The sequence below is a fragment of the Streptomyces avicenniae genome, assembly GCF_000719135.1.
GTDB classification, from domain to species: domain Bacteria; phylum Actinomycetota; class Actinomycetes; order Streptomycetales; family Streptomycetaceae; genus Streptomyces; species Streptomyces avicenniae.
The window spans coordinates 428,884-450,691 of record NZ_JOEK01000001.1; the positions used below are offsets into that span (position 1 = coordinate 428,884).

The window sequence follows — 21,808 nt, forward strand, 5'->3', positions numbered from 1 at the left end:
CCGCGCACGGCCGCCGCCCGGGCACCCGCCGTCAGGCCGTCACACGCGCCGTCTCCTCCGACGCGTCCGGCGCGGCGGCGGGCTGCTCCGGCTGCGACGGGAGGGGCGACCGCCCCGCGGCACCCGTCCCGCCCCCGCCGCCCGGGCCGCCGCCGCTCCGCCGCACCAGCGGGACGAGGCAGCCGACGACCGCCCCCGCGCAGCCCCCGACGGCGGCCGAGACCACCGGCCGTGGCGTCACGGGCTCCGCCGGGGCGACGGCCTCCGCGATCTGCCGCACCTGCGTGCCCGTCGCCTCCTCGGCGGCGTCCGCGTAGAGGGCCAGCGCGCGCGCCACCGCGTTGGCGGCCCGGGCCGCGTCACCCGCGTCGGGCGCGCGGCCGGTGATCTCGATGACAGGGGCGTCCGGAGAGGTCGCGGCGCTGACGCGCGTCCGCAGCGCCGCCGCGTCCACTCCGGCATCGGTGTGGGCGGTACGCAGCACGGCGTCGCTCGTCGCCAGGCGTCCGTAGGACTGGGCGAGCCCGACCGCCTCGGCGTGCGCGGTGCCCTCGGTGGCCGCGACCACGGCGTAGCCGCTCGCCGCGTACTCACGATCGGCCCCCGCCGCATACCCCACCCCGGCGGCCATGCCGAGCGTCAGCCCGAGGGCCGGAACGCCCCAGGGCCTCCCGAGGCCGGGCACGAACCGGCCCGCCCCGCGCAGCCACCGCCCCGCGCCGCGCGCCCCGGCGGCCACCTTCGCCCGCGAGGCCCCAGGCACCGTCCGCAGACCCCGCAGGTTCAACCGCTTCAGGCCGATCATCGGTGGCGCACTCCTTCGTAGACGGTCAGCAGTTGGTCGGCGGCGCGGTCGATGTCGTAGCGGCGTACGGCGGGGGGCACCGGCAGCCGCCGGACGCCGAGCCCCAGCTCGGCCCGCAGCGCCCGCGCCAGCTCCGTCGCCCCCGCACCGACCCGCCGGGCGCCCGGGGCCTCCTGGCGCGGCAACTCGTCCACCGCGGGGCAGGTCACGTGCAGGACGGGCAGCCCGGCGGCCAGCGCTTCGAGCACCGCGAGGCCGAACGTCTCCTCGGTGGACGGCGACACGAACACGTCGGCCGCCGACAGCAGCCCCGGCACGTCCGGGCACTCCCCTGCCGTGATCACGCGCCCCGCCGCGCCGAGCCCCTCGGCCAGCGCCCGCAGCCGCTCACGCTCGGGGCCGTCCCCGGCCAGCACGAGCCACACGTCAGGCGGCAGCGTCGCCACCGCCCGCAGCAGCGTCGCGAAGCCCTTGCCCGGCACGAGCCGCCCCACCCCGGCCACCACGACCGCGCCCGGCGGCACCCCGAGCCGCTCCCGGACGGCGCGGCGCGCGGCCGGGTCGTAGCGGAACCGGGCGGCCTCGATGCCGTTGTGCACCAGGTGGATACGCCCTGGCGGGACGCCCCAGGCACGCAGCCGCCCGGCGACGGCGGCCGAGACGGCGACGGTGGCGGCCCCGAGCCGTTCGCTGGCGAGGTAGAGGGCGCGCGTCCCCGGCGTCAGCGGGCGGCCCTCGATGCGCCGCTCGCCGAGCGAGTGCTCGGTGGCGACGACGGCGCGGACCCCGGCCAGGCGGGCGGCGAGGCGGCCGTAGACGCAGGCGCGGTAGAGGTGGGTGTGGACGAGGTCGTAGCGGCCGTCCCTGATGATCCCGGCGAGACGGGGGAGCGCGGCGAGGTCGCGGTTGCCGTGCATGCCGAGATGGGTGACGCGGACGCCGTCGGCGCGCAGGTCGCGGGCGACCTGTCCCGGGTTGGTGAGCGTCACGACGTCGCAGCGGAACGGCAGGCGCCGCAGCAGCGCGCGGAGCTGCCGCTCGGCCCCGCCGACGCCGAGGCCGGTGATGACGTGCAGGGCGCGTCTCACCGCGCCGCACCGCCCGAGGCGGAGAGTTCCAGCGGCACGGAGCGGCGGCGGATCGGGTGCAGCCAGTGCTTGATCCGCAGGCGCCGCGCGGTGTCGGACTCGCCGACGTGCACGCGGGGCAGCGCCCAGCGGCCGGTGAGCCCGCCGGGGCTGATGGCGCAGGCGTACGCGTACCCGGCGGCCCGTACGGCGTCCGCTACCCGCTGGTCCACGTCGCCGTACGGGTAGCAGAAGCCGGGGACGTCCTCGCCGGTGATGTCGCGCAGCAGCGCGCGGCTGTGGCGGATCTCGTGCGTCAGCTCGTCGTCGGCCAGCGCGGGCAGCGAGACGTGGGCGAGGCCGTGGGAGCCGATCTCCATCCCGGCCTCGGCGGCGGCGCGGATGCCGTCCGCGTTGAGCAGGCGCTTGCGGGGCCCTTCGGCGTCCCACGCGTTGCTGCCGCCGAGCTGCCCTGGGAGGACGAACACGGTCGCCGTGCACCCGTGGCCGCGCAGCAGCGGCACGGCGTAGTCGAGGAAGTCGCGGTAGCCGTCGTCGAAGGTGAGGCCGACGAGCCGGTCGGCCCGCCCGGCGGCGCGGGCTCGCAGCAGGCGGCTCATCGAGACGCCGCGCAGCCCGCGCCGCCGGAGCCAGACCAGCTGCTCGCGCAGGCGGTCCGGGGTGATGGTGATGCGGTACGGATCGGACTCGGCGTAGTCCACGGAGTGGTACATCAGCGCCCACAGCGGGGTGGGCTGGGCGGTCCTGGGCTCGGGGCGTGCTGCGTCAGCGTGCATGCGGAAGCCTTTGCTTGAGTGCGGAGACGAGCAGTGCCGCCTCCGGCACGCGCAGGGCGTGGGCGGCGGCGGCGAAAGCGGCCGGGACGACGAGCAGCCCGGCGGCGGCGGTGGGCAGGGGGGCGGACGCGGCGCCGGGTACGGCCACTGCGGCCAGCCCCGCGCCCGCGGCCAGCGCGGCGGCCACGGAGAGGCGCAGCAGCGTGCCGAGGACGCGCCGGGCGTCGATGGGGATGGCGTGCCGGGCCAGACCGCGCAGCAGGAGCAGCGCGGTGAAGGTGATGCCTACGGCGTTCGCTGCGGCGATGCCTGACGCGCCCCAGTACGGGACGACCAGCAGCCCGCCCGCCACGGTGATCAGCAGCCCGGGGACCATGGCGGCCAGCGGGTACCACGCGGGGCGGGCGGTGGAGAAGAACGGCCGCACGAGCGCCCCCGTCAGCGCGTGGCCCAGCAGCCCGAGCCCGTAGACCCGCATGACGCGCGCGGTGGCCGCCGTCGCCTCCGCGTCGAAGGCGCCGCGCTGGAAGAGCAGCCCGGTGATCTGCGGGGCGTACGCGACGACGTACGCGGCGCCGAGCAGGACGACCACCCCGGCGAGGGCGAGGTCGCGCTCCACCCGCCGCCGCGCCCCCTCGGCGTCACCGTCGGCCAGCGCGCGGGCGACCAGCGGCAGCGTGACGGTGCAGACCATGAGGGAGAGCACCATCGGGATCTGGGCGACCTTCTGCGCGTAGTTGAGGTGCGAGATGGCCCCTGCGGGCAGGTCGGACGCGAGGAAGCGCTCGGCCAGGACCTGCGCCTGGCGCCCCACGGCGAAGAGGGCGACCGGCGCGATCACGGCGAGCGCGACGGGGACGGCGTCCCCACGTACCGGCTGCGCAGCGCGCCTGCGGGGCACCACCCGTAGGAAGAACGGCAGTTGCGTGAGGGCCATCAGCGCGCCCCCGACGGCCACCCCGGCCGCCGCCGCCCGCACACCCCACAGGCCGTGGAGCGCGAGCGCCGTGGTGATGATCCCGGCGTTGTACGCGACGTAGATCGCGGCCGGGGGCAGGAAGCGGCGGTGGGCGCGCAGCGCGGCGCTGAAGTACCCGGCGACGCCGAACGTCAGGACGCTCGCCGCCGTCAGTCGTGTGCAGTCCACGGCGAGCGCGGGGTCGTCGAGCCCCGGCGCCAGCAGCCGTACGAGCAGCGGCGCCCCGGCCAGCAGCGCGACGCAGCCGCAGGTCAGGACCGCGAGCAGCCGGGGGAACGTCGCCGCCACGACTCCGCGCACCGCGCCGCCGCCCCGCGCCAGCGCGAGGCTGAACGCGGGCACGAGCACCAGGGCCATCGCCTCCTCGATCAGGAGGGTCGCGGCGAACTCGGGGACGGTCCAGGCGACGAGGAACGCGTCGGTCGCCCGCCCCGCCCCGAAGAGGTGGGCGAGGATCTGGTCACGCAGCAGGCCGCAGAGCGCCCCGGCGGCCGTCAGCAGCGCGGTGACGGCCGCGGCGCGGGCGACGAACCGTTCCGCCCGTGTCGGCGCGTCCGGCGGCGTCTCCCGCGCGGGCGCGTCCAGCAGGCGGGTCATGCCCGGACGTCCCGCTCCGCGGGGCCGACCGCCCACCACGCGGCCAGACCGAACGCGACGGCGGTCAGCACCGTCGTCGGGCCCCCGATGTCGCCGTACAGGAAGTGGACCAGCTGCCACACCAGCAGCCCCGTCCCGAGCAGCCCGCCCGCCGCGATCCCCCGGCGCCGCAGCCGCGCGGTACCGGCCGCGAGCAGCGCCGCCCAGGAGCCGATCAGCGCGGTGGCGCCGAGGAGGCCCTGCTCGCTCAGGACCAGCAGGTACATGTTGTGCGGCGACAGCAGTTCCTGCCGGGCGAACTCCTGCCCGGCGCCCGCCGTGTCGCTGCCGCCCGACAGCGCGACCGACGCGTGCGTGTCACGCAGCCCGGCGAAACCTTTCGGCCCGACGCCGGTCCACGGCTCGTCCCGCCACATCCCCAGCGCGGCGTCCCACATCGCGTACCGGTCGATCACCGACTGGTCAGGAGTGTCCGTCACCTCGCCGATGCTGCTGAGCCGTTCACCGACCATGCCGGAGCCGAGCGCCGCGCCGCCACCGAGCAGCAGCCCCGCGCCCAGCGCGGCCAGCAGCACGCGCCGCACGAGCCGCCCGCCGAGGAACGCGGCGAGCAGCACCACCACGAGCACCGCGACGGCCGTCGCCAGCCAGGCGCCTCGGCTGAACGACACCATGAGCGGCACGGCCAGCCCGCCCGCGCAGGCCAGCGCCACGCCACGCCACCTGCGCGACGCACCGGGCGCGGGCGCCAGCGCGAGGCACAGGGCGGCGACGAGCCCGTACGCCACGACCGTCGCCATGCTCATCACGTTCTGCGGGCCGAACGTCCCGACGGCCCGCACGTTCTGCCCCATGTAGGACGCCCCACCGCCCGTGGCGTACTGCCACGTCCCCACCCCGCCCTGCATCAGCGCGACCAGCACGATCGCCCACGCCACGGCCCGTACGTCCCGCGCGTCACGCAGCAGCACCAGCACGGCGAGCGGCACCAGCACGAACGTCTGGAGCAGCCGCAGGAAACCGGGCACGCTCCCGCCCGGGTCCCCGGAAGCGAGCGTGACCACGGCGAACGCCACGGTCGGCACCCCGAGCACCACCCCCGCCACCCGCCCGAGCCGTGGCCCGTCCCCGCGCAGCAGCAGCGCCGCACACGAGCCGACCAGCACGAGCGACGCGAGGTCGGCGAGCGCCACCTGCCCGCCGCCGACGTCCCAGCGCCCCCCAGGCACCGCCAGCAGCAGCACGGTCGCCAGCAGCGGCGCGAGCCGCCGGTGCGCCCCGAGGCGGGCCGCGGCGGGGGCCGTGCTCCGCAGGAGCGTCGCCATCAGCTGCCTCCGAACCGGCAGCACTCGGCGGCGGTGCGCAGCATGATCCGCACGTCCTGCCACAGCGACCAGGTCTCGATGTAGAAGTTGTCGAAACGGGTGCGGTCCTCGATGGACGACGCGGCGCCCCGCGCGCCGCTGACCTGTGCGAGCCCGGTGATGCCCGCGGGCATCCGGTGCCGGTCGGCGTAGCCGGGGTACGCGCGGCTGAAGCGCTCGACGAAGTGGGGCCGTTCCGGCCTGGGGCCGACGAGGCTCATGTCGCCGCGCAGCACGTTCCACAACTGCGGGAGCTCGTCCAGCGAACTGCGCCGCAGCAGCCGCCCCACGGGCGAGACGCGGGGGTCGTCGGCGATGGACCAGCGGGTCGCGGCCTCCCGCTCGTCCGCGGGCCGCAGGGTGCGGAACTTCAGCATCACGAAGGAGCGGCCGTCCAGCCCCACGCGCTCCTGCCGGAACAGGACGCCTGGCCCGTCCGTGAGCCGCACGGCGAGCGCGCACGTGGCCATCAGCGGCGCCGTCAGGGCGAGCGCGGACGCGGCGACGGCGAGGTCCAGCGCGCGCTTCACCGGCCGCGCCACCGCGTGCCCGCGCGGGGGGTCGATGCGGTGGCAGGGGAAGCCCAAGAGGTTTCCCGAAGCACCGCGCGCCGTCACGGGATCGGTGCACACCTGCCAGACCACGCAGCCGCGCGCCCAGAAGAGCCGCAGCAGATCGGGGCGTGGAGAAGTCATGAACACTGCGTCGCGCACAGTGTTCTGGATGACAGCGCGGACGATGTCGCCCGGCGCCGCCAGCACGGGCAGTGGGGCGGCGGTGGGCAGTCTGCGCGGTACAGGACCGACGAGCCCCACGGGGCGCAGCCCGTACGCGGGCTGCTGCACGAGCCCTGCGGCGACGCGCTGCCCCAGCGGGCCCGTGCCCACGATCAGCGCGGAGCGAGGCCGACGCCGTACGGACCGCCGGTGCGCGGCGTGCGCCACGGTACGGGAGACGGCGATCGACACACCCTGCCCCACCACCAGCGCGAGGAGTGCGGTGAGCGGAAGGGCGGCGCCCGTCACGGCGTCGGCGACGCACCAGGAGACGACGCAGTGCGCGAACAGCCTGGGGCATTCGTCGAGCACCCCGACGCCCAGCAGGGGGCGGTACAGCGCGGCGGCGGCGTTCAGGGCCAGCAGCAGCGCCGTCCCGAGTACCAGGGCGATCAGCGCCCGCGCGCCGCTACCGGGCAGCCCACCGGGCAGCGCCCAGCACGCCGTCCCCACCACCGCGCACACGTCGGCGACGGCCAGCCTGCGGCCCGCGCGCGACGCGCTCCCGCGCCTGTCACGCCGCCCCCGGCCCACCGCCACGGGCGCTGCCTGTGGCACGCGCGGCGGCCTGATGACGGCGGCCGGGCTCTGGGCCGTGCCTTCGATGGTCATCGCCGCGTGTACTCCTTCGCCTCCGGCGCCCGCGGCGGGACCACCGTGGTCAGCTCGCGGTAGAGCCGCACGCACGCGGCGGCCGTGCGCCGTACGTCATGCGCGGCCCGCACGTGTGCCGCGGCCTCGTCGCCGAGCACACGCCGTAGATGCGCGTCGCCGAGCAGCGCCGCCAGCGCCCCCGCCAAGGCGCCCGGGTCCTCCGGCGGCACGAGACAGCGCGCCTGGTGCCCGTCCGGCAGGCACTCGCGCGCCCCTCCCACATCGGTGACGACCACGGGCCGCCCCACGGCCATCGCCTCCAGCGGCGCCAGTGCCATGCCCTCCCAGCGCGACGGCTGGACGACCACGTCGGCCGCCACGTACCAGGGCAGGACGTCGTCGGAGTGCCCGGCCACCAGGACGCCTGGCCCGGCGGCGCGGCGCAGCGCGTCCCGTTCCGGCCCGTCGCCGATGAGCGCGAGCCTGGCGCCCGGCACGCGCGCGGCGACCTCGGGCCAGGCCCGCAGCAGCAGGTCCTGGCCCTTCTGCCGGGTCAGCCGCCCCACGCAGACGACGAGCGGCACGCGCTGCGGCAGCGCGTGGACGGCGGACAGCGCCGCCCGCGCCTGCCGACGGGCGACGCCGCCCGCGTGCGGATAGCGGTCGGTCTCGATGCCGTTCGGCACGACGGCGTAGCGGCCGTCGATACCGGCCCGCAGCCCCGTCTCCCGCTCGGCCTCGCTGACGCACAGCAGGCGGGCCGTCCAGCGGGCGGCGTGACGCTCCCAGCGCCGCGCCCACGCCGCCGTGGGCCCGCCGACGGCCTGGAACGACCAGGCGTGCGGCTGGTGGACGGTCGGCACCCGCCCGCGCACCGCCAGCCGCCCCGCGAGCCCCGCCTTGGCGCTGTGCAGGTGCACGACGTCGGGCCGCAGCCGCCGCAGGAGGCGGGCGGCGCAGAAGACCTCCCAGGGCAGGTCGGCCCCCGGCTTCCGCCCGGCCAGCCACAGCCGCGTCTCGGCCCCCGCCGCCTCGGCGGCCCGGGTGAGCGGCCCGCCCGACGGGCACAGGACGACCGCCCGCAGCCCGGCCTCCGTCTGCGCCCGCACGAGATCCGTGACGACCCGGGCCACGCCGCCCTCGACCGGCTGGACGAGGTGCGCGACGGTCAGCGCGCGCGGGATGCCGCGCGCGGCGTTCGATGTGGACACGCGTCCTCTCCCGTTCAGGGCCGGACGGCGGCCTGAAGGAAGACGGCGCCCACGTGGTAGCCGTCCCGGCCGCCGCCGAACCCGATGCCGAGACCGTCGGCGCCGTCGCGGAGGGCGTGCGAGAGGTCGAGGACGTCGGCGTCGTAGCCGAGGGTGTGGACGTACGCGGGGGTCCTGGCGGTCCTCGGGTCGCCGAGGTCGCTGACCGTCCCGTTCAGGACGTCCCCCGTGGGGTTCGCCGCGTCGCCGAGCGCGACGGTGGGGCCGCCCGGCACGCGGACCGTGACCTGGTCGCCGTCCACGCCCCGGTCGCCGCCCCCGGCGACGAGGCCGAGCCTGCCGTCGGCCCCCGCGGGGATGTCCAGCCCGTCCGCGGCGAGGCTCAGCTCGCGGCCCTGGCCGACCGCCCCCAGGCCGTCCCACAGGACCAGCTCGCGCAGCGGCTCGTCGGGGTGCTCGTAGGCGGCGACGAGCGTCCACCCGCCCCAGCCGCCCTCGGGCGAGTGGCCGCCCGCGGTGTTGATCTGGCCGACCGTCCAGGAGCCGGAGCGGGAGGAGCGGACGAGGTCGGTGACGTCGGCCGAGGCGGAGAAGACGAGCGCCGCGCCGGTGTCGTGTTCCTGGACCGGGGAGTCGGCGAGGAGTTCCTTGTACCGGCCGCCGGGCTCGGCGATCAGGACCCTGCCGTTGTCGGCGGACGGCTTCAGCTCGCCGACCCGGAGATTCGCGCTCCAGTACAGCCGGGCGTAGGTGACCCGCGCCCCGGCCGGAATACGGAGTTCCGCGCTGCTGGAGTTGTACGTGTTGGCGTCGCTGTCCGTGTCGATGTACGCCATCACGTACTGACCGGAACGCGCGGTCTCGCCGTCCTGGGCACGCGCGCAGTCCGGCGCCCCCTCGGAGGCGGTGGTGCCGCAGGTGATCACGGCGTTCGCGGCCCTGGCGAAGCCGCCGTGCTGCACGGCGCGGTAGCGCTCGGCGAACGGCGGATCCCCGTCACCGGCCGCAGCGGCGGCCGTCGGCACTCCCGCGAACACCAGCGCGAAAACCGAAAGGAGGTACAGCACGATGCGCTTCATGGTCCCACTCCAAACCCTTTATCGGCAGGCGTTGAAAACCATGACAGAGAACAAAAGCGAAATCACGTAAAACGCGCGGCCCCGGACACACAAGGTCATTCTGGGATTTTCATATGAACAGTATTTCGGGGAATCCCCGGCGCCCCCACCACGGCCCGGCCACCCTCCACGACGGCCGACACCCGCCGCGCACCGCCGCACAGCGGCCGTCCCCCGCGGCACGGCCCCGAGGTGAAACGCCTCACACCCGCCGCCCGCGCGACAGGACACCGGCCGCGAGCCCCGCCGCCCAACCCACGGCATGCAAAAGGGCCCTCGCCCCGTCTCCGGAGCAAAGGCCCTCAACTGTGGTGCGCGAGGGGGGAGTTGAACCCCCACGCCCTTTCGGGCACTGGAACCTGAATCCAGCGCGTCTGCCTATTCCGCCACCCGCGCATGTGCACCACCGGCTGCTCGTCCTCCGGTCCAAGTGACCGGCGAGCCGCCGACATCCAGAAGGCTAACACGCATCGGGGAGCCGTCTCACCCTCGTGGCCCGGCCCCCGTCCCACCGCCCGCGTTCGCTCCGCCCCCTCCGCATTCCCTCCCCACATGCGCGACACTGTTGCTTGCTCCCCCCTACGATCCGGGGGTGGGGCGGTGCGTGCCGGGGAACCACCTGATCGTCCCGCGCGTGGATACGATCAGTAAGCACTACCACTTCAGGCGCGCGCCGGGACATCGGAGGAGGAGGTGCACACATGGGAGTACTGAAGCGCTTCGAGCAGCGTCTGGAAGGCCTCGTCAACGGCACCTTCGCGAAGGTCTTCAAGTCCGAGGTGCAGCCGGTGGAGATCGCCGGTGCCCTGCAACGTGAGTGCGACAACAACGCGACGATCTGGAACCGGGACCGCACGGTCGTCCCCAACGACTTCATCGTCGAGCTGAGCACCGGCGACTACCAGCGCCTCGCGCCCTTCGCCGGGCGCCTCGGCGACGAACTCGCCGGGATGGTCCGCGACTACGCGGCGCAGCAGCGGTACACGTTCATGGGCGACATCAAGGTCCACCTGGAGAAGGCCGAGTCACTCGACACCGGCCTGTACCGCATCCGCAGCCGGACGCTGGCCGCCTCGGCTGGCCCCGGCTACGACAGCAGGCCGGGCGGCGTCCAGACGCCCGGGTACGCGCCGCCCCCCGACCCCGCCGGCTACCCGCCGCGCCCCGCGTCGTCCCCGCCGCCCGCCGCCCCCTCGTACGGCCAGCAGCCCGCGCGTGGACGGGTACGCCGCTGGATCGAGATCAACGGGGCACGGCACCAGATCGCGCGCCCCACCCTCGTCATCGGCCGCAGCACCGAGGCCGACGTGCGCATCGACGACCCCGGCGTCTCCCGTCGGCACTGCGAGATCCAAGCCACGGACCCGCCCGCCGTACGGGACCTCGGTTCCACGAACGGGATCGTGGTGGACGGCCAGCACACCAAACGCGCTACGCTCCGCGACGGCTCGCGCATCGTCGTGGGCAGCACCACCGTCATCTACCGGCAAGCCGAAGGGTAAGCGGGGGCAATGTCAGAGCTGACCCTGACGGTCATGAGGCTGGGGTTCCTGGCCGTCCTGTGGCTGTTCGTGATCGTCGCCGTGCAGGTCATCCGCAGCGACCTGTTCGGCACCCGGGTCACCCAGCGGCCCGTCGCCCGCCGGGCGGACCAGCAGCCCGCGCCGCAGCGCAGGGCGGAACGCGGACGGCCCCCGGCCCAGGACCGTGGCCGCGGCAAGACCCGCCGCGGCGCCCCGACGAAACTCGTGATCACCGAAGGCTCCCTCACCGGAACCACTGTCGCCCTCCAGGGGCAGACGATTACGCTCGGCCGGGCACACGACTCGACGATCGTGCTGGACGACGACTACGCCTCGGGTCGCCACGCCAGGATCTACCCCGACCGTGACGGCCAGTGGATCGTCGAGGACCTCGGCTCGACCAACGGCACCTACCTGGACCGGGGTCGGCTGACCACCCCCGTCCCCATCCCGCCCGGCGCGCCGATCCGCATCGGCAAGACGGTCATCGAGCTGCGGAAGTAGGTCCGACCCATGACGACCGGAGGGTGGGAAAGGCGCGCATGAGCCTGTCACTGAGATTCGCGGCCGGCTCCCACACCGGGATGATCCGCGAGCACAACGAGGACTCGGGCTACGCCGGGCCCCGCCTGCTCGCCATCGCCGACGGCATGGGGGGACAGGCGGCCGGCGAGGTCGCCAGCAGCGAGGTCATCTCCACCCTCGTGCAGCTCGACGACGACATCCCCGGCTCCGACATCCTCACCTCGCTCGACGCCTCCGTGCAGCGCGCGAACCACCAGCTGCGCTCGATGGTCGCCGAGGACCCGCGCCTCGACGGCATGGGCACCACGCTCACGGCGCTGCTGTGGACCGGCCAGCGCCTCGGCCTGGTGCACGTCGGCGACTCCCGCGCGTACCTCCTGCGCGGCGGCGAGCTGACGCAGATCACGCAGGACCACACCTGGGTGCAGCGGCTGGTGGACGAGGGCCGCATCACCGAGGAGGAGGCCACCACCCACCCGCAGCGCTCCCTGCTGATGCGCGCGCTGGGCAGTGCCGACCACATCGAGGCCGACCTGTCGATCCGCGAGGTGCGCGCGGGGGACCGCTACCTGCTCTGTTCCGACGGCCTGTCCGGCGTCGTCAGCGCGGAGACGATGCGGGACACCCTCGACGCGTTCCACCCGCCGGAGGACACGGTCCGCGAGCTGATCGAGCTGGCCCTGCGCGGCGGCGGGCCCGACAACATCACCTGCATCGTCGCGGACGTCCTCGACATGGACACCCAGGTCGGCGACACCCTCGCCCGCCAGCTGCACGACGCCCCGCAGATCGTCGGCGCCGTCGCCGAGGCCCAGGCGCAGCGCACGCACGAGACGCCGCAGACCCCCGCCTCCCGCGCCGCGGAGCTGGCACGCCCGCAGCCCGCGCCGCCACAGCCGGGCCAGGACCCGGCGACCGGCGTCTTCGGCGCGTTCACCGACGACGAGTACGTCTCCCAGCGCCCGCAGGGCCGCCGCGCGCTCAAGCGGACCGCGCTGATCCTGCTGATCCTCGCGGTCGTCGGCGGCGGCGCGTACGCCGGGTACCGCTGGACGCAGACGCAGTACTACGTCGGGACGAACGGCGACCACGTCGCGCTCTACCAGGGGCTCAGCCAGAGCATCGGCCCGCTCAGCCTGAACAGCGTGCAGCGGGACCACCCGGAGATCGAGTTGGAGTTGCTGCCGCCCTACCAGCGCAGCCAGCTGGAGGGCAGCATCTCGGCGAACGGCCTCGGCGACGCCGAGGACACCATCGCCGAGCTGGCCGAGCAGGCGGAGGCGTGCCAGCTGCTCGCCGACCAGCGCGCCGCCGAGTCGGGCAAGCCGGACGACTCCACCGACAACGCCCCGGCGACGCCGTCCCTCACCCCGCGACAGCAGGAGCTGGCCCGCCAGTGCACCTCGGCATAGCGCCCCGCCCCCGAGCCGACTCAGAGACCAGGCCATGAGCAGCACGAGCAACACCACAGTCTCCACCGGCGGCCTCCCGAGCCGCCGGAACACCGAGCTGGCGATGCTCGTGTTCGCCGTGCTCGTCCCCGTCCTCGCGTACGCCAACGTCGGGCTGGCCAAGGACGGCAGCCTCCCGGCGGGCATGGCGGGCTACGGCCTCGGCCTCGGCCTGCTGGCGGGCGTGACGCACCTGGTGGTGCGCCGCTGGGCGCCGTACGCGGACCCGCTGATGCTGCCGATCGCGGTGCTGCTGAACGGCCTGGGGCTCGTCCTCATCTGGCGCCTCGACCAGGAGCCGACGATCACGACGCCCGCGCTGGGCGGGCCGATGGCGCCGAACCAGCTGCTGTGGTCAGCCGTCGGCGTCGCGCTGTTCCTCGCGGTGCTGCTGTTCCTGAAGGACCACCGCATCCTCCAGCGCTACACGTACATCTCCATGGTCGTGGCGCTGTTCCTGCTGGTCATGCCGCTGATCCCGGGGATCGGCCGCCAGGTGAACGGTGCCCGCATCTGGGTCTCGCTGCCGGGCATCGGCTCGCTCCAGCCCGCCGAGTTCGCCAAGATCGTGATCGCCGTCTTCTTCGCGGGCTACCTGATGGTGAAGCGTGACGCGCTCGCGCTCGCCAGCCGCCGCGTGCTCGGCCTGTACCTGCCGCGTGGCCGTGACCTCGGGCCGATCCTGGTCATCTGGGGCATCAGCCTCATGATCCTGGTCTTCGAGACCGACCTGGGCACCTCGCTGCTGTTCTTCGGCGTCTTCGTGATCATGCTGTACGTGGCGACGGAGCGGACGAGCTGGATCGTCTTCGGCCTGCTGCTGTCGGCGGGCGGCGCGGTCTTCGTGGCGAGCTTCAACAGCCATGTCGGCGAGCGCGTGGACCAGTGGCTGAACCCCCTGGAGTACGAGCCGGGGTACGTCACCGAGACCGCGCAGGTCGTCTTCTCCTTCGGCTCGGGCGGTCTGCTCGGTTCCGGGCTCGGCCAGGGCTACACCCGGCTGATCCAGGGCATCGCCCCCAAGAGCGACTACATCCTCGCCACCGTCGGCGAGGAGCTGGGCCTCGCCGGTCTGATGGCGGTCATCCTGCTGTACGCGCTGCTGATCGAGCGGGGCTTCCGCACCGCCCTCGCGGCGCGCGACCCGTTCGGCAAGCTGCTGGCGATGGGCCTCACCGCCGTCTTCGCCCTCCAGACCTTCGTCGTGGCGGGCGGCGTGCTCGGCGTGATCCCGCTGACCGGTATGACCATGCCGTTCCTGGCACAGGGCGGTTCCTCGGTGATCGCGAACTGGGCGCTTATCGCCCTCCTACTGCGCATCAGCGACACTGCTCGCAGGCCCGCGCCCGCCCCGGCACCCTCCCTCGACGCGGAAGAGACTCAGGTGGTCCGAGCATGAACAAACCGATGCGCAGGGTCGCCGTCTTCTGCGGCCTCCTGATCGTCGCGCTGCTCGCGCGCGCCAACTGGGTCCAGTTCGTCCAGGCCGACGAGCTCCAGAACCACAGCGACAACCGCCGGGTCCTGATCGAGCGGTTCGCCCACCCGCGGGGCGACATCATCGTGGACGGCGAGCCGATCACCGGCTCCACCGAGACGGACGACACGGACTTCCGCTACAAGCGCACGTACACCGACGGCGAGCTGTGGGCGTCGGTCACCGGCTTCTCGTCCCAGGTCTACGGCAGCACGATGCTGGAGGGCGTCGAGGACGACTTCCTCACCGGCGACGACGACCGCCTGTTCTTCAACAACACGATCGACATGCTGACCGGCGAGGACCAGCGCGGCGGCAACGTCGTGACGACCCTCAACACCGCCGCGCAGCGCGCCGCCGTCGAGGGGCTCGGCGACGCGAGGGGCGCCGTGGCCGCCATCGACCCGCGCACCGGCGCGATCCTCGCCCTCGCGTCCACCCCGTCCTACGACCCGTCCACCATCGCGGGCAGCAACGACGGCGAGGCGTGGAACGCCCTGCTGCGGGAGAACAACCCGGACGACCCGACGCTCAACCGGGCGCTGCGGGCGACCTACCCGCCCGGCTCCACGTTCAAGATCGTCACGGCCGCCGCGGCGCTGGAGAACGGCGTCGTGGACGACGTGGACACGGAGACCGACACCCCCACGCCGTACGACCTGCCGGACACCAACGGCGAGCGCGTGGACAACCAGCTGGACGGCCGCTGCGAGAACGCCACCCTCCGCGTCGCCCTCATCGACTCCTGCAACACCGTCTTCGCCGCGCTCAGCGACGAGGTGGGCAACGAGGAGATGATCGACACCGCCGAGTCCTTCGGCTACAACCAGGGCCAGGACCTCCAGGTCCCGATCCGGGTCGAGGAGAGCGTCTACCCCGAGGACAACCGCCCGCAGAACGCCCAGGCCGGGTTCGGCCAGGCGTCCAACCGGGCCACGCCCCTCCAGATGGCCATGGTCGCCGCCTCGGTCGCCAACAACGGTTCGCTCATGGAGCCGTACATGGTCGATCGGCTCGTCGCGCCGAACCTCAACGTGGTCGAGCAGCACGAGCCGGAGGAGATGAGCCGCCCGATGTCGCGGGAGACGGCGCAGCAGCTCCAGTCCGCGATGGAGAGCGTCGTGGAGGAGGGCCCGTCGGGTCCCGCCGCGGCGATCGACGGCGTCCGGGTCGGCGGCAAGACCGGCACCGCGCAGCGTGGCGAGAACAACTCGGAGAACCCGTACGCCTGGTTCATCTCCTACGCGATGCTGGACGACGAGTCGCCCGTCGCCGTGGCCGTCGTCGTCGAGGACGCCGAGGTCGAGCGGAACGAGATCTCCGGCAGCGGCCTGGCCGCCCCGATCGCGCACGACGTGATGCAGGCGGTCCTCGACAGCGCCAACTGACCCGGGCACCGCCGCCCGCCCCCGGGGGAACGGCGGATGAACTCCGAGGGCCGGCAACCACGGTCGGCCCTCACACGTCATACACGAGAACCGGCCCTCGCGGCCGGTCGCGGCGGGCGGCGATACCGGTTGCGTATCGGCCGCCCACCGCCGTCCGGCGGGCCGACGCCCGGCGGGTACCGTAAGCCAGGGCTTGGTCCCCTCGCCCCACGGGCCGGCCAGGGGGTGCGGACCGGGACCGAACGGAGAGGGCTGGAAACATGGAAGAGCCGCGTCGCCTCGGCGGGCGGTACGAGCTGGGCCAGGTGCTCGGCCGCGGGGGCATGGCCGAGGTCTACCTGGCACACGACACACGCCTCGGCCGTACCGTGGCCGTCAAGACGCTGCGTGTCGATCTCGCCCGTGACCCCACGTTCCAGGCCCGCTTCCGCCGCGAGGCACAGTCCGCGGCGTCCCTGAACCACCCGGCGATCGTCGCGGTCTACGACACGGGCGAGGACTACGTCGAGGGGATCTCGATCCCCTACATCGTCATGGAGTACGTGGACGGCTCGACGCTGCGCGAGCTGCTCCACTCAGGCCGCAAGCTCCTGCCGGAACGCACCATGGAGATGTGCATCGGCATCCTCCAGGCCCTGGAGTACTCGCACCGCAACGGGATCGTCCACCGCGACATCAAGCCCGCGAACGTCATGCTCACCCGCACCGGTCAGGTGAAGGTGATGGACTTCGGCATCGCGCGCGCCATGGGCGACGCGGGCATGACCATGACGCAGACGGCCGCCGTCATCGGCACCGCGCAGTACCTCTCGCCCGAGCAGGCCAAGGGCGAGACGGTGGACGCCCGCTCCGACCTGTACTCGACCGGCTGCCTGCTGTACGAGCTGCTCACGGTCAGGCCCCCGTTCATCGGCGACTCCCCGGTGGCCGTCGCGTACCAGCACGTACGCGAGGAGCCGCAGCCGCCCAGCGTCTTCGACCCGGAGATCACCCCGGACACCGACGCCATCGTGCTGAAGGCCCTCGTCAAGGACCCGGACTACCGCTACCAGTCCGCCGACGAGATGCGCGCCGACATCGAGGCGTACCTCGACGGCCGCCCGGTCGGCGCGGCGGCGGGCTACGGCTCCGTGCCCTACGGCTACGACGACCGGCCCACCACGGCCCTGCGCCCCACCGACCCGGGCACGTCCATGATGCCCCCCGCCGGTGACAACGGCGGGTACGGCGACTACGACGACTACGGGGGGCGGGCGGACCGCCGCCAGCGCCGCCGCAACACCTCGACGATCCTGCTGGTCGTCGCGGGCATCCTGGTGCTGGTCGGCGCGATCTTCATCGGCCGCGTCCTGACCAACACCGGGGGCACGGAGCGCATCCCGATCCCCGACGTGCAGGGCCAGTCCGAGGAGGACGCCGGGCGGGCGCTGACGGACGCGGGCTTCGAGCTGGGCACGAGCAGGACCGAGGTCTGCGAGACGGAGGGCGTCGAGGAGGGCACCGTCTGCGACACGGACCCGCCGATAGGCAGCCGGGCCGACGAGGGATCGACGGTCGCGCTGATCCTCTCCTCGGGCCCGGCCGAGATCGAGGTCCCCGACGTGACGGACGCCTCGTTCGAGGACGCCGAGGCGGAGCTTGAGGAACTGGGCCTCTCGGTCGATCGTGAGGAGGACGACGGCAGCGACGCGGATCCCGGCACCGTCCTGGAGCAGGATCCCGAGGGTGGCACGATGGTCGCCCCGGGCGAGACCGTGACGCTCACGGTCGCGGTGGAGCCCGACACCATCTCCGTGCCCGACGTCATGAACATGCAGTACGACCAGGCGGTCATCCGCCTGGAGCAGGACGGCCTCTCGGCGGCCCAGCGGCCCCAGGAGACCGGGGACTACCCGGAGGGCACGGTCATCGGCGTCGATCCCGGCGTGGGCGACCCGATCCAGCCGGGCGGCCAGGTCACGCTGACGGTCGCCACCGCCCCGCAGCCGGAGCAGATCCAGGTGCCCGACCTGACCAACCAGCCGATCGCGACGGCCCGGCAGATGCTGGAGGGCCTCCAGATCACGGTGGTCGGCGCGGAGACCCCGACGGCCGTCGTCGCCGGCCAGTCCATCCCGCCGGGCCAGGAGGTCCCGGAGGGCACCGCCATCATCCTCCAGCTCCAGGAGCCCACACCCCCGGGTGACCCGGGCGGCGGGGACAACGGCGGCGGTGGCGGCGACGACGAGGGCGGCGGCCTCTTCAACGGCGGCGGGGGCGACTGACCCGGCCGACCAGGCCAGCCGTAACAGCACAGAGCGTGGGGCGCGAACCGATCAGCCGGTTCGCGCCCCACGCTCCGTCGTACACCCGCGCACCCCACCGCCCTGCCCGGCAGCGCACGCCGACTCAGTGCTCGCTGTTCTCCGGCACCTCGGTGGCATCGGCCGGTTCGTCCATCCAGTCGGGGCTGTTCTGCCCGCTCCACCACTTCCAGGCGGCGTAGGCGCCGCCCGCCACCAGGCCGATCATCCCCATCTTGCGGATCGCCCGGCCGGTCCGCGCCCGGCGCCGCTTGCGGCGTACCGCCGCGCGGATGTCACGCGCCGAGACGTCGCCCCGCAGCGCGGCGAAGGCGGCCTGCGAGCGGACCGCCGCTTCCTCACGGGCGGGACCCGCCGCCGCCTTCGCGCGGACCATCCGCGGCACCACCTGGGAGGCGTACTGCTGCTTCGCCTGGCTGGCGGCCTTCCTGGCCGCCGGTGCCACATAGGCTCCCGCCTGCTGCGCGTAGTGCACGGCGTTGTCCTTCGCCGCCAGGGCGTAGGGGGTCACCATGTCAGTGGCATGGCGCACACCTGACTTCCCGTTGTGACTCACTGTTCCTCCTCCATGCGCTTACCGTGTGGCGTTTGTCCACTCGTGCGGAAATCATTCCTGCTGCGATGCGATCCAGCACGCGTAACGGCCATCCGGGGTCACCGCGTGTCGTGCCGTCGTGGCAGGATCGGGGACCGTCACTGACGTAGACGGAAGGTAGATCGTGGCCGAGCAACTTCATGCCACCCTGAAGACCAACCGCGGCGACATCGAGGTCCGGCTCTTCCCGAACCACGCGCCGAAGACGGTCAAGAACTTCGTCGAGCTGGCGGAGGGCTCGCGCGAGTGGGTGCACCCCGCCACCGGGGAGCGCCTGACCGAGAAGCTGTACGACGGCACCGTGTTCCACCGTGTGATCAGCGGCTTCATGATCCAGGGCGGGGACCCGCTGGGCAACGGCACCGGTGGTCCCGGGTACAAGTTCCAGGACGAGATCCACCCGGATCTGGCCTTCACCCGCCCCTACCTGCTGGCGATGGCCAACGCGGGTCCCGGCACCAACGGGTCGCAGTTCTTCATCACGGTCTCGCCGACCGCCTGGCTGACCGGGAAGCACACCATCTTCGGCGAGGTCACCGACCCGGCGTCGCAGCAGGTCGTGGACGCCATCGCGGCCACCGCGACCGACCGCGGCACCGACCGGCCGGTCGAGGACGTGGTCATCGAGTCGGTCGTCGTCTCCCAGAAGGGCTGACGGGAACCTTTCCGGTCCTCTGTGCGTCCTCGCCGCAGGGGACCGGAACGCTCCCCGTGCCTGTACGGTCGGTGGTGACGGTCACCGAGGGGAGACGGAGACGATGGCGCAGTCCTACGGCCAGCCGCCGCAGCAGCCGGCGCTGGCGCGGTGCTACCGGCACCAGGACCAGGAGACCGGCGTGCGCTGCACCCGGTGCGACCGTCCCATCTGCCCGTCGTGCATGATCCCGGCGGCGGTCGGCTACCAGTGCCCCGAGTGCGTCCGCGGCTCGGCGGCCACGCGTGCGACCCGCGCCACGCGCCCCCGTACCCTCGCGGGCGGCACCCTCGCGGCGAACCCGCGGCTCGTCACCGTCGCGCTGATCGCCCTCAACGTGGGGATGTTCTTCGCGGTGCTCTCCCGGGGCGACGCGATGGTCGTCGATCTCGGCATGCTGGGCCACGCGTTCAACCCGCTGACCGGCGAAGAGGTCGGCGTCGCGGACGGCGAGTGGTACCGGCTGCTGACCTCGGCGTTCCTGCACGAGCAGCTGTGGCACATCGCGTCCAACATGCTGGGCCTGTGGTTCCTCGGCCCGCCGCTTGAGGCGGCACTCGGCCGGATACGTTTTCTCGCCCTGTACGTGCTCTCCGCGCTGGCGGGCAGCACGCTGTGCTACGTCCTGGCCGACGAGACCACGCTGACCCTGGGCGCCTCGGGCGCGATCTTCGGCCTCTTCGGCGCGACCGCCGTGCTCGCGCGGCGCATGCGGTACGACATGCGGCCGATCCTCGTGCTCCTCGGCCTCAACATGGCGATCACGTTCACGCTGCCGAACATCTCCTGGCAGGCGCACATCGGCGGCCTGGTGGCCGGTGTGATCATCGCCTTCGGACTGGTCCACGCGCCGCGCCGGAACAGGCTCCTGGTCCAGGCCGGTACCTGCCTGCTGATGACCGCCGTGCTCGTCGCCACCCTCGCGCTGCGTACGTCGGAGCTGGTCGGCGGCTAGGGGCGGGCCCTGGGCGGGCGGTCGCGGCGGGAGTTTATCCACAGGCCGCGCGGCTCCCTGTGCACAGTGTGGAGAGCACGGGCCGGACCGCGACCGGTCCACATATCCGCAGGCGAACGGGGGTGCGGACATCTTCCGATGCCCGCACGGGCGTTCCCCCGTCCACCAGTTATCCACAGATCGTGTGATGTTCGGTGGATAACTTGACGCGGCCGGGCGGCCTCACCGCCGGGGCGTCATTTCCACTGCGTCGAGACGACGAACCCCAGGGCGATGAATCCGAAGCCCACCACGATGTTCCAGTTCCCCAGCGCCTCGACCGGCAGGTCGGCCTGGGTCACGTAGTACACCACGATCCAGGCGAGCCCGATCACGAACATCGCCAGCATCAGAGGGGCGACCCACCGACGACCGCCCATGTCGAGCTTCGTCGTCACCTGCCGTTTCTCCGGCGGGGCGTAGGTGTCGTCCTTCTTCCTGCGAATCCTGGACTTCGGCACGAGCGCTCTCCTGTCGATGCGCTTCTCAGCGCGTAGCACGGGACACGTCCGTTAGCGTAGTGCGTCCACCGCTGTTTAAGGAGACCAGGGGTACGGTGAACAGCATCCGGTTGCGACCGGCGCGGCTGCGCACGACAGGGGTCTTCGCGCTCGCCGGGCTCATATTCTGGTCCAGCTTCCAGGTCTCGGGCGGCAACAACATCCGCACCGACGACTCCCTGCTCCAGATGTCCGATCTCATCAGGGAACGCGCCCGGGACAACGAGACGCTGGAGTCCGCCACCGCCCGTCTCCGCGCCGAGGTCGAGGCCCTCGCCCGGCGCGACGCCGCGGCGGACGACGACCCGGCGGAGGCCGCCGCCCTCGCCCGGCTCGCGGAGCAGGAGGCCGCCGCAGGGCTGACCTCCGTCACCGGCCCCGGCCTCACCGTCACCCTCACCGACGCGCCCGCCGACGGCGGTCCGCTCGTCCCCGGGGTGCCCGACCCCTCGCCCAACGACCTGGTGATCCACCAGCAGGACCTCCAGGCCGTCGTCAACGCCCTGTGGGCCGGGGGCGCCGAGGCGGTCCAGGTCATGGACCAGCGCCTGATATCCACCAGCGCCGTCCGCTGCGTCGGCAACACCCTGATCCTCCAGGGCCGCCTCTACTCCCCGCCGTACACGGTCACCGCGGTCGGCGGCACCGACGCGCTGCGCGCCGCCCTCGACGCGTCCCCCGCCCTCGACACCTACCAGCAGTACGTCGCCGCCTACGGCCTCGGCTGGGAGGTGGCCGAGCACGCGTCCGTCACCGCGCCCGCCTGGGAGGGCGGCGTCGGCCTCCGGTACGCCGAGCCCGCGGAATGACGACGATCGCCTCCGGCCCCGCACCGGCGCGTCGTACGCTTGGGGCATCCTGTGGTGATCGAAGGGGTGGCTGAGCCATGTACGGGTGGATCTGGCGGCACCTGCCGGGCAACACGCTGGTGCGCCTGCTCGTCTCCGTCGTGCTGGTGCTCGGAGTCGTCTATCTCCTCTTCGAGTACGTGTTCCCGTGGGCCGAGCCCCTGCTCCCCTTCAACAACGTGACCGTCGAATGAGCGCCCCC

20 protein-coding genes and 1 tRNA gene are annotated in these 21,808 nt (G+C 73.5%); 10 read left to right on the top strand and 11 right to left on the bottom strand.

Features of this window, described 5'->3' with window-relative positions:
• Window positions 1-31 precede the first annotated feature (31 nt).
• The 9 genes from IF27_RS01980 to IF27_RS02020 all read right to left on the bottom strand — a co-directional run bounded on the left by IF27_RS01980 (window position 32) and on the right by IF27_RS02020 (window position 9,704).
• Window positions 32-805, bottom strand: a complete 774-nt coding sequence (locus IF27_RS01980) for a YveK family protein (protein ID WP_052847465.1) — start codon at window positions 803-805, stop codon at window positions 32-34.
• On the bottom strand, window positions 802-1,893 hold the full coding sequence (locus tag IF27_RS01985; RefSeq protein WP_052847466.1) for a glycosyltransferase: 1,092 nt from the start codon (window positions 1,891-1,893) through the stop codon (window positions 802-804). The genes IF27_RS01980 and IF27_RS01985 overlap by 4 nt, the downstream gene beginning before the upstream one ends.
• Window positions 1,890-2,669: a polysaccharide deacetylase family protein gene (locus IF27_RS01990; protein WP_110945435.1), complete on the bottom strand. Its 780-nt coding sequence runs from the start codon at window positions 2,667-2,669 to the stop codon at window positions 1,890-1,892. Before IF27_RS01990 ends, IF27_RS01985 begins: the two co-directional genes overlap by 4 nt.
• Window positions 2,659-4,245 (bottom strand): lipid II flippase MurJ, encoded by a 1,587-nt coding sequence (locus IF27_RS01995; protein WP_052847468.1) that lies wholly within the window; start codon window positions 4,243-4,245, stop codon window positions 2,659-2,661. The genes IF27_RS01990 and IF27_RS01995 overlap by 11 nt, the downstream gene beginning before the upstream one ends.
• On the bottom strand, window positions 4,242-5,570 hold the full coding sequence (locus tag IF27_RS02000; RefSeq protein ID WP_052847469.1) for an O-antigen ligase family protein: 1,329 nt from the start codon (window positions 5,568-5,570) through the stop codon (window positions 4,242-4,244). Before IF27_RS02000 ends, IF27_RS01995 begins: the two co-directional genes overlap by 4 nt.
• Window positions 5,570-6,997, bottom strand: a complete 1,428-nt coding sequence (locus IF27_RS02005; RefSeq protein WP_052847470.1) for an exopolysaccharide biosynthesis polyprenyl glycosylphosphotransferase — start codon at window positions 6,995-6,997, stop codon at window positions 5,570-5,572. The genes IF27_RS02000 and IF27_RS02005 overlap by 1 nt, the downstream gene beginning before the upstream one ends.
• Window positions 6,994-8,190: a glycosyltransferase gene (locus IF27_RS02010; RefSeq protein WP_190232765.1), complete on the bottom strand. Its 1,197-nt coding sequence runs from the start codon at window positions 8,188-8,190 to the stop codon at window positions 6,994-6,996. Before IF27_RS02010 ends, IF27_RS02005 begins: the two co-directional genes overlap by 4 nt.
• A gap of 14 nt (window positions 8,191-8,204) precedes the next feature.
• Window positions 8,205-9,269, bottom strand: a complete 1,065-nt coding sequence (locus tag IF27_RS02015; RefSeq protein ID WP_052847471.1) for a DUF3344 domain-containing protein — start codon at window positions 9,267-9,269, stop codon at window positions 8,205-8,207.
• Window positions 9,270-9,617: 348 nt separating this feature from the next.
• Window positions 9,618-9,704: transfer RNA gene (locus tag IF27_RS02020), tRNA-Leu, on the bottom strand.
• Window positions 9,705-10,009: 305 nt separating this feature from the next.
• Here IF27_RS02020 and IF27_RS02025 point away from each other — a divergent pair.
• From IF27_RS02025 to pknB, 6 genes are all read left to right on the top strand, one after another.
• Complete coding sequence (locus tag IF27_RS02025) at window positions 10,010-10,810, top strand: FhaA domain-containing protein (RefSeq protein WP_052847472.1); 801 nt, start codon at window positions 10,010-10,012, stop codon at window positions 10,808-10,810.
• Between the two features lie 9 nt (window positions 10,811-10,819).
• Window positions 10,820-11,335 (top strand): FHA domain-containing protein FhaB/FipA, encoded by a 516-nt coding sequence (locus IF27_RS02030; protein WP_052847473.1) that lies wholly within the window; start codon window positions 10,820-10,822, stop codon window positions 11,333-11,335.
• A 38-nt stretch (window positions 11,336-11,373) separates the two neighbouring features.
• Window positions 11,374-12,768: a Stp1/IreP family PP2C-type Ser/Thr phosphatase gene (locus IF27_RS02035; RefSeq protein ID WP_052847474.1), complete on the top strand. Its 1,395-nt coding sequence runs from the start codon at window positions 11,374-11,376 to the stop codon at window positions 12,766-12,768.
• A gap of 34 nt (window positions 12,769-12,802) precedes the next feature.
• The gene (locus IF27_RS02040; protein WP_052847475.1) at window positions 12,803-14,206 is read left to right on the top strand and encodes an FtsW/RodA/SpoVE family cell cycle protein; all 1,404 of its coding nucleotides are present in this window, start codon (window positions 12,803-12,805) and stop codon (window positions 14,204-14,206) included.
• The gene (locus IF27_RS02045) at window positions 14,203-15,672 is read left to right on the top strand and encodes a peptidoglycan D,D-transpeptidase FtsI family protein (protein WP_052847476.1); all 1,470 of its coding nucleotides are present in this window, start codon (window positions 14,203-14,205) and stop codon (window positions 15,670-15,672) included. Before IF27_RS02040 ends, IF27_RS02045 begins: the two co-directional genes overlap by 4 nt.
• Window positions 15,673-15,932: 260 nt before the next feature.
• Window positions 15,933-17,936: a Stk1 family PASTA domain-containing Ser/Thr kinase gene (pknB, locus tag IF27_RS02050; RefSeq protein WP_052847477.1), complete on the top strand. Its 2,004-nt coding sequence runs from the start codon at window positions 15,933-15,935 to the stop codon at window positions 17,934-17,936.
• Between the two features lie 124 nt (window positions 17,937-18,060).
• Here pknB and IF27_RS02055 read toward each other — a convergent pair whose 3' ends face one another.
• Window positions 18,061-18,531, bottom strand: coding sequence for a DUF5324 family protein (locus IF27_RS02055; RefSeq protein ID WP_223290875.1), 471 nt, complete (start codon window positions 18,529-18,531; stop codon window positions 18,061-18,063).
• Between the two features lie 163 nt (window positions 18,532-18,694).
• Here IF27_RS02055 and IF27_RS02060 point away from each other — a divergent pair, with 163 nt between their 5' ends.
• On the top strand, window positions 18,695-19,225 hold the full coding sequence (locus IF27_RS02060) for a peptidylprolyl isomerase (RefSeq protein ID WP_052847479.1): 531 nt from the start codon (window positions 18,695-18,697) through the stop codon (window positions 19,223-19,225).
• Between the two features lie 103 nt (window positions 19,226-19,328).
• A complete protein-coding gene (locus IF27_RS02065; protein ID WP_052847480.1) occupies window positions 19,329-20,219 on the top strand; it encodes a rhomboid family intramembrane serine protease in 891 nt (296 codons plus the stop codon).
• A gap of 236 nt (window positions 20,220-20,455) precedes the next feature.
• Here IF27_RS02065 and crgA read toward each other — a convergent pair whose 3' ends face one another.
• On the bottom strand, window positions 20,456-20,719 hold the full coding sequence (crgA, locus tag IF27_RS02070) for a cell division protein CrgA (protein WP_052847481.1): 264 nt from the start codon (window positions 20,717-20,719) through the stop codon (window positions 20,456-20,458).
• A 95-nt stretch (window positions 20,720-20,814) separates the two neighbouring features.
• Between crgA and IF27_RS02075 the strand changes: the two genes are divergently transcribed.
• Complete coding sequence (locus IF27_RS02075) at window positions 20,815-21,567, top strand: DUF881 domain-containing protein (RefSeq protein ID WP_223290876.1); 753 nt, start codon at window positions 20,815-20,817, stop codon at window positions 21,565-21,567.
• Window positions 21,568-21,644: 77 nt separating this feature from the next.
• The gene (locus tag IF27_RS30790; RefSeq protein ID WP_190232766.1) at window positions 21,645-21,800 is read left to right on the top strand and encodes a hypothetical protein; all 156 of its coding nucleotides are present in this window, start codon (window positions 21,645-21,647) and stop codon (window positions 21,798-21,800) included.
• Window positions 21,801-21,808: the final 8 nt, after the last annotated feature.

Excerpts from the sequence above, each read along its gene's own strand:
- IF27_RS01980 (WP_052847465.1), bottom strand. The coding sequence starts at position 805 with ATGATCGGCCTGAAGCGGTTGAACCTGCGGGGTCTGCGGACGGTGCCT.
- IF27_RS01995 (WP_052847468.1), bottom strand. The coding sequence starts at position 4,245 with ATGACCCGCCTGCTGGACGCGCCCGCGCGGGAGACGCCGCCGGACGCG.
- IF27_RS02000 (WP_052847469.1), bottom strand. The coding sequence starts at position 5,570 with ATGGCGACGCTCCTGCGGAGCACGGCCCCCGCCGCGGCCCGCCTCGGG.
- IF27_RS02015 (WP_052847471.1), bottom strand. The coding sequence starts at position 9,269 with ATGAAGCGCATCGTGCTGTACCTCCTTTCGGTTTTCGCGCTGGTGTTC.
- IF27_RS30790 (WP_190232766.1), top strand. The coding sequence starts at position 21,645 with ATGTACGGGTGGATCTGGCGGCACCTGCCGGGCAACACGCTGGTGCGC.
- IF27_RS01990 (WP_110945435.1), bottom strand. The coding sequence starts at position 2,669 with ATGCACGCTGACGCAGCACGCCCCGAGCCCAGGACCGCCCAGCCCACC.
- IF27_RS02045 (WP_052847476.1), top strand. The coding sequence starts at position 14,203 with ATGAACAAACCGATGCGCAGGGTCGCCGTCTTCTGCGGCCTCCTGATC.
- IF27_RS02035 (WP_052847474.1), top strand. The coding sequence starts at position 11,374 with ATGAGCCTGTCACTGAGATTCGCGGCCGGCTCCCACACCGGGATGATC.
- IF27_RS02005 (WP_052847470.1), bottom strand. The coding sequence starts at position 6,997 with ATGACCATCGAAGGCACGGCCCAGAGCCCGGCCGCCGTCATCAGGCCG.
- IF27_RS02025 (WP_052847472.1), top strand. The coding sequence starts at position 10,010 with ATGGGAGTACTGAAGCGCTTCGAGCAGCGTCTGGAAGGCCTCGTCAAC.
- IF27_RS02040 (WP_052847475.1), top strand. The coding sequence starts at position 12,803 with ATGAGCAGCACGAGCAACACCACAGTCTCCACCGGCGGCCTCCCGAGC.
- pknB (WP_052847477.1), top strand. The coding sequence starts at position 15,933 with ATGGAAGAGCCGCGTCGCCTCGGCGGGCGGTACGAGCTGGGCCAGGTG.
- IF27_RS02065 (WP_052847480.1), top strand. The coding sequence starts at position 19,329 with ATGGCGCAGTCCTACGGCCAGCCGCCGCAGCAGCCGGCGCTGGCGCGG.
- IF27_RS02030 (WP_052847473.1), top strand. The coding sequence starts at position 10,820 with ATGTCAGAGCTGACCCTGACGGTCATGAGGCTGGGGTTCCTGGCCGTC.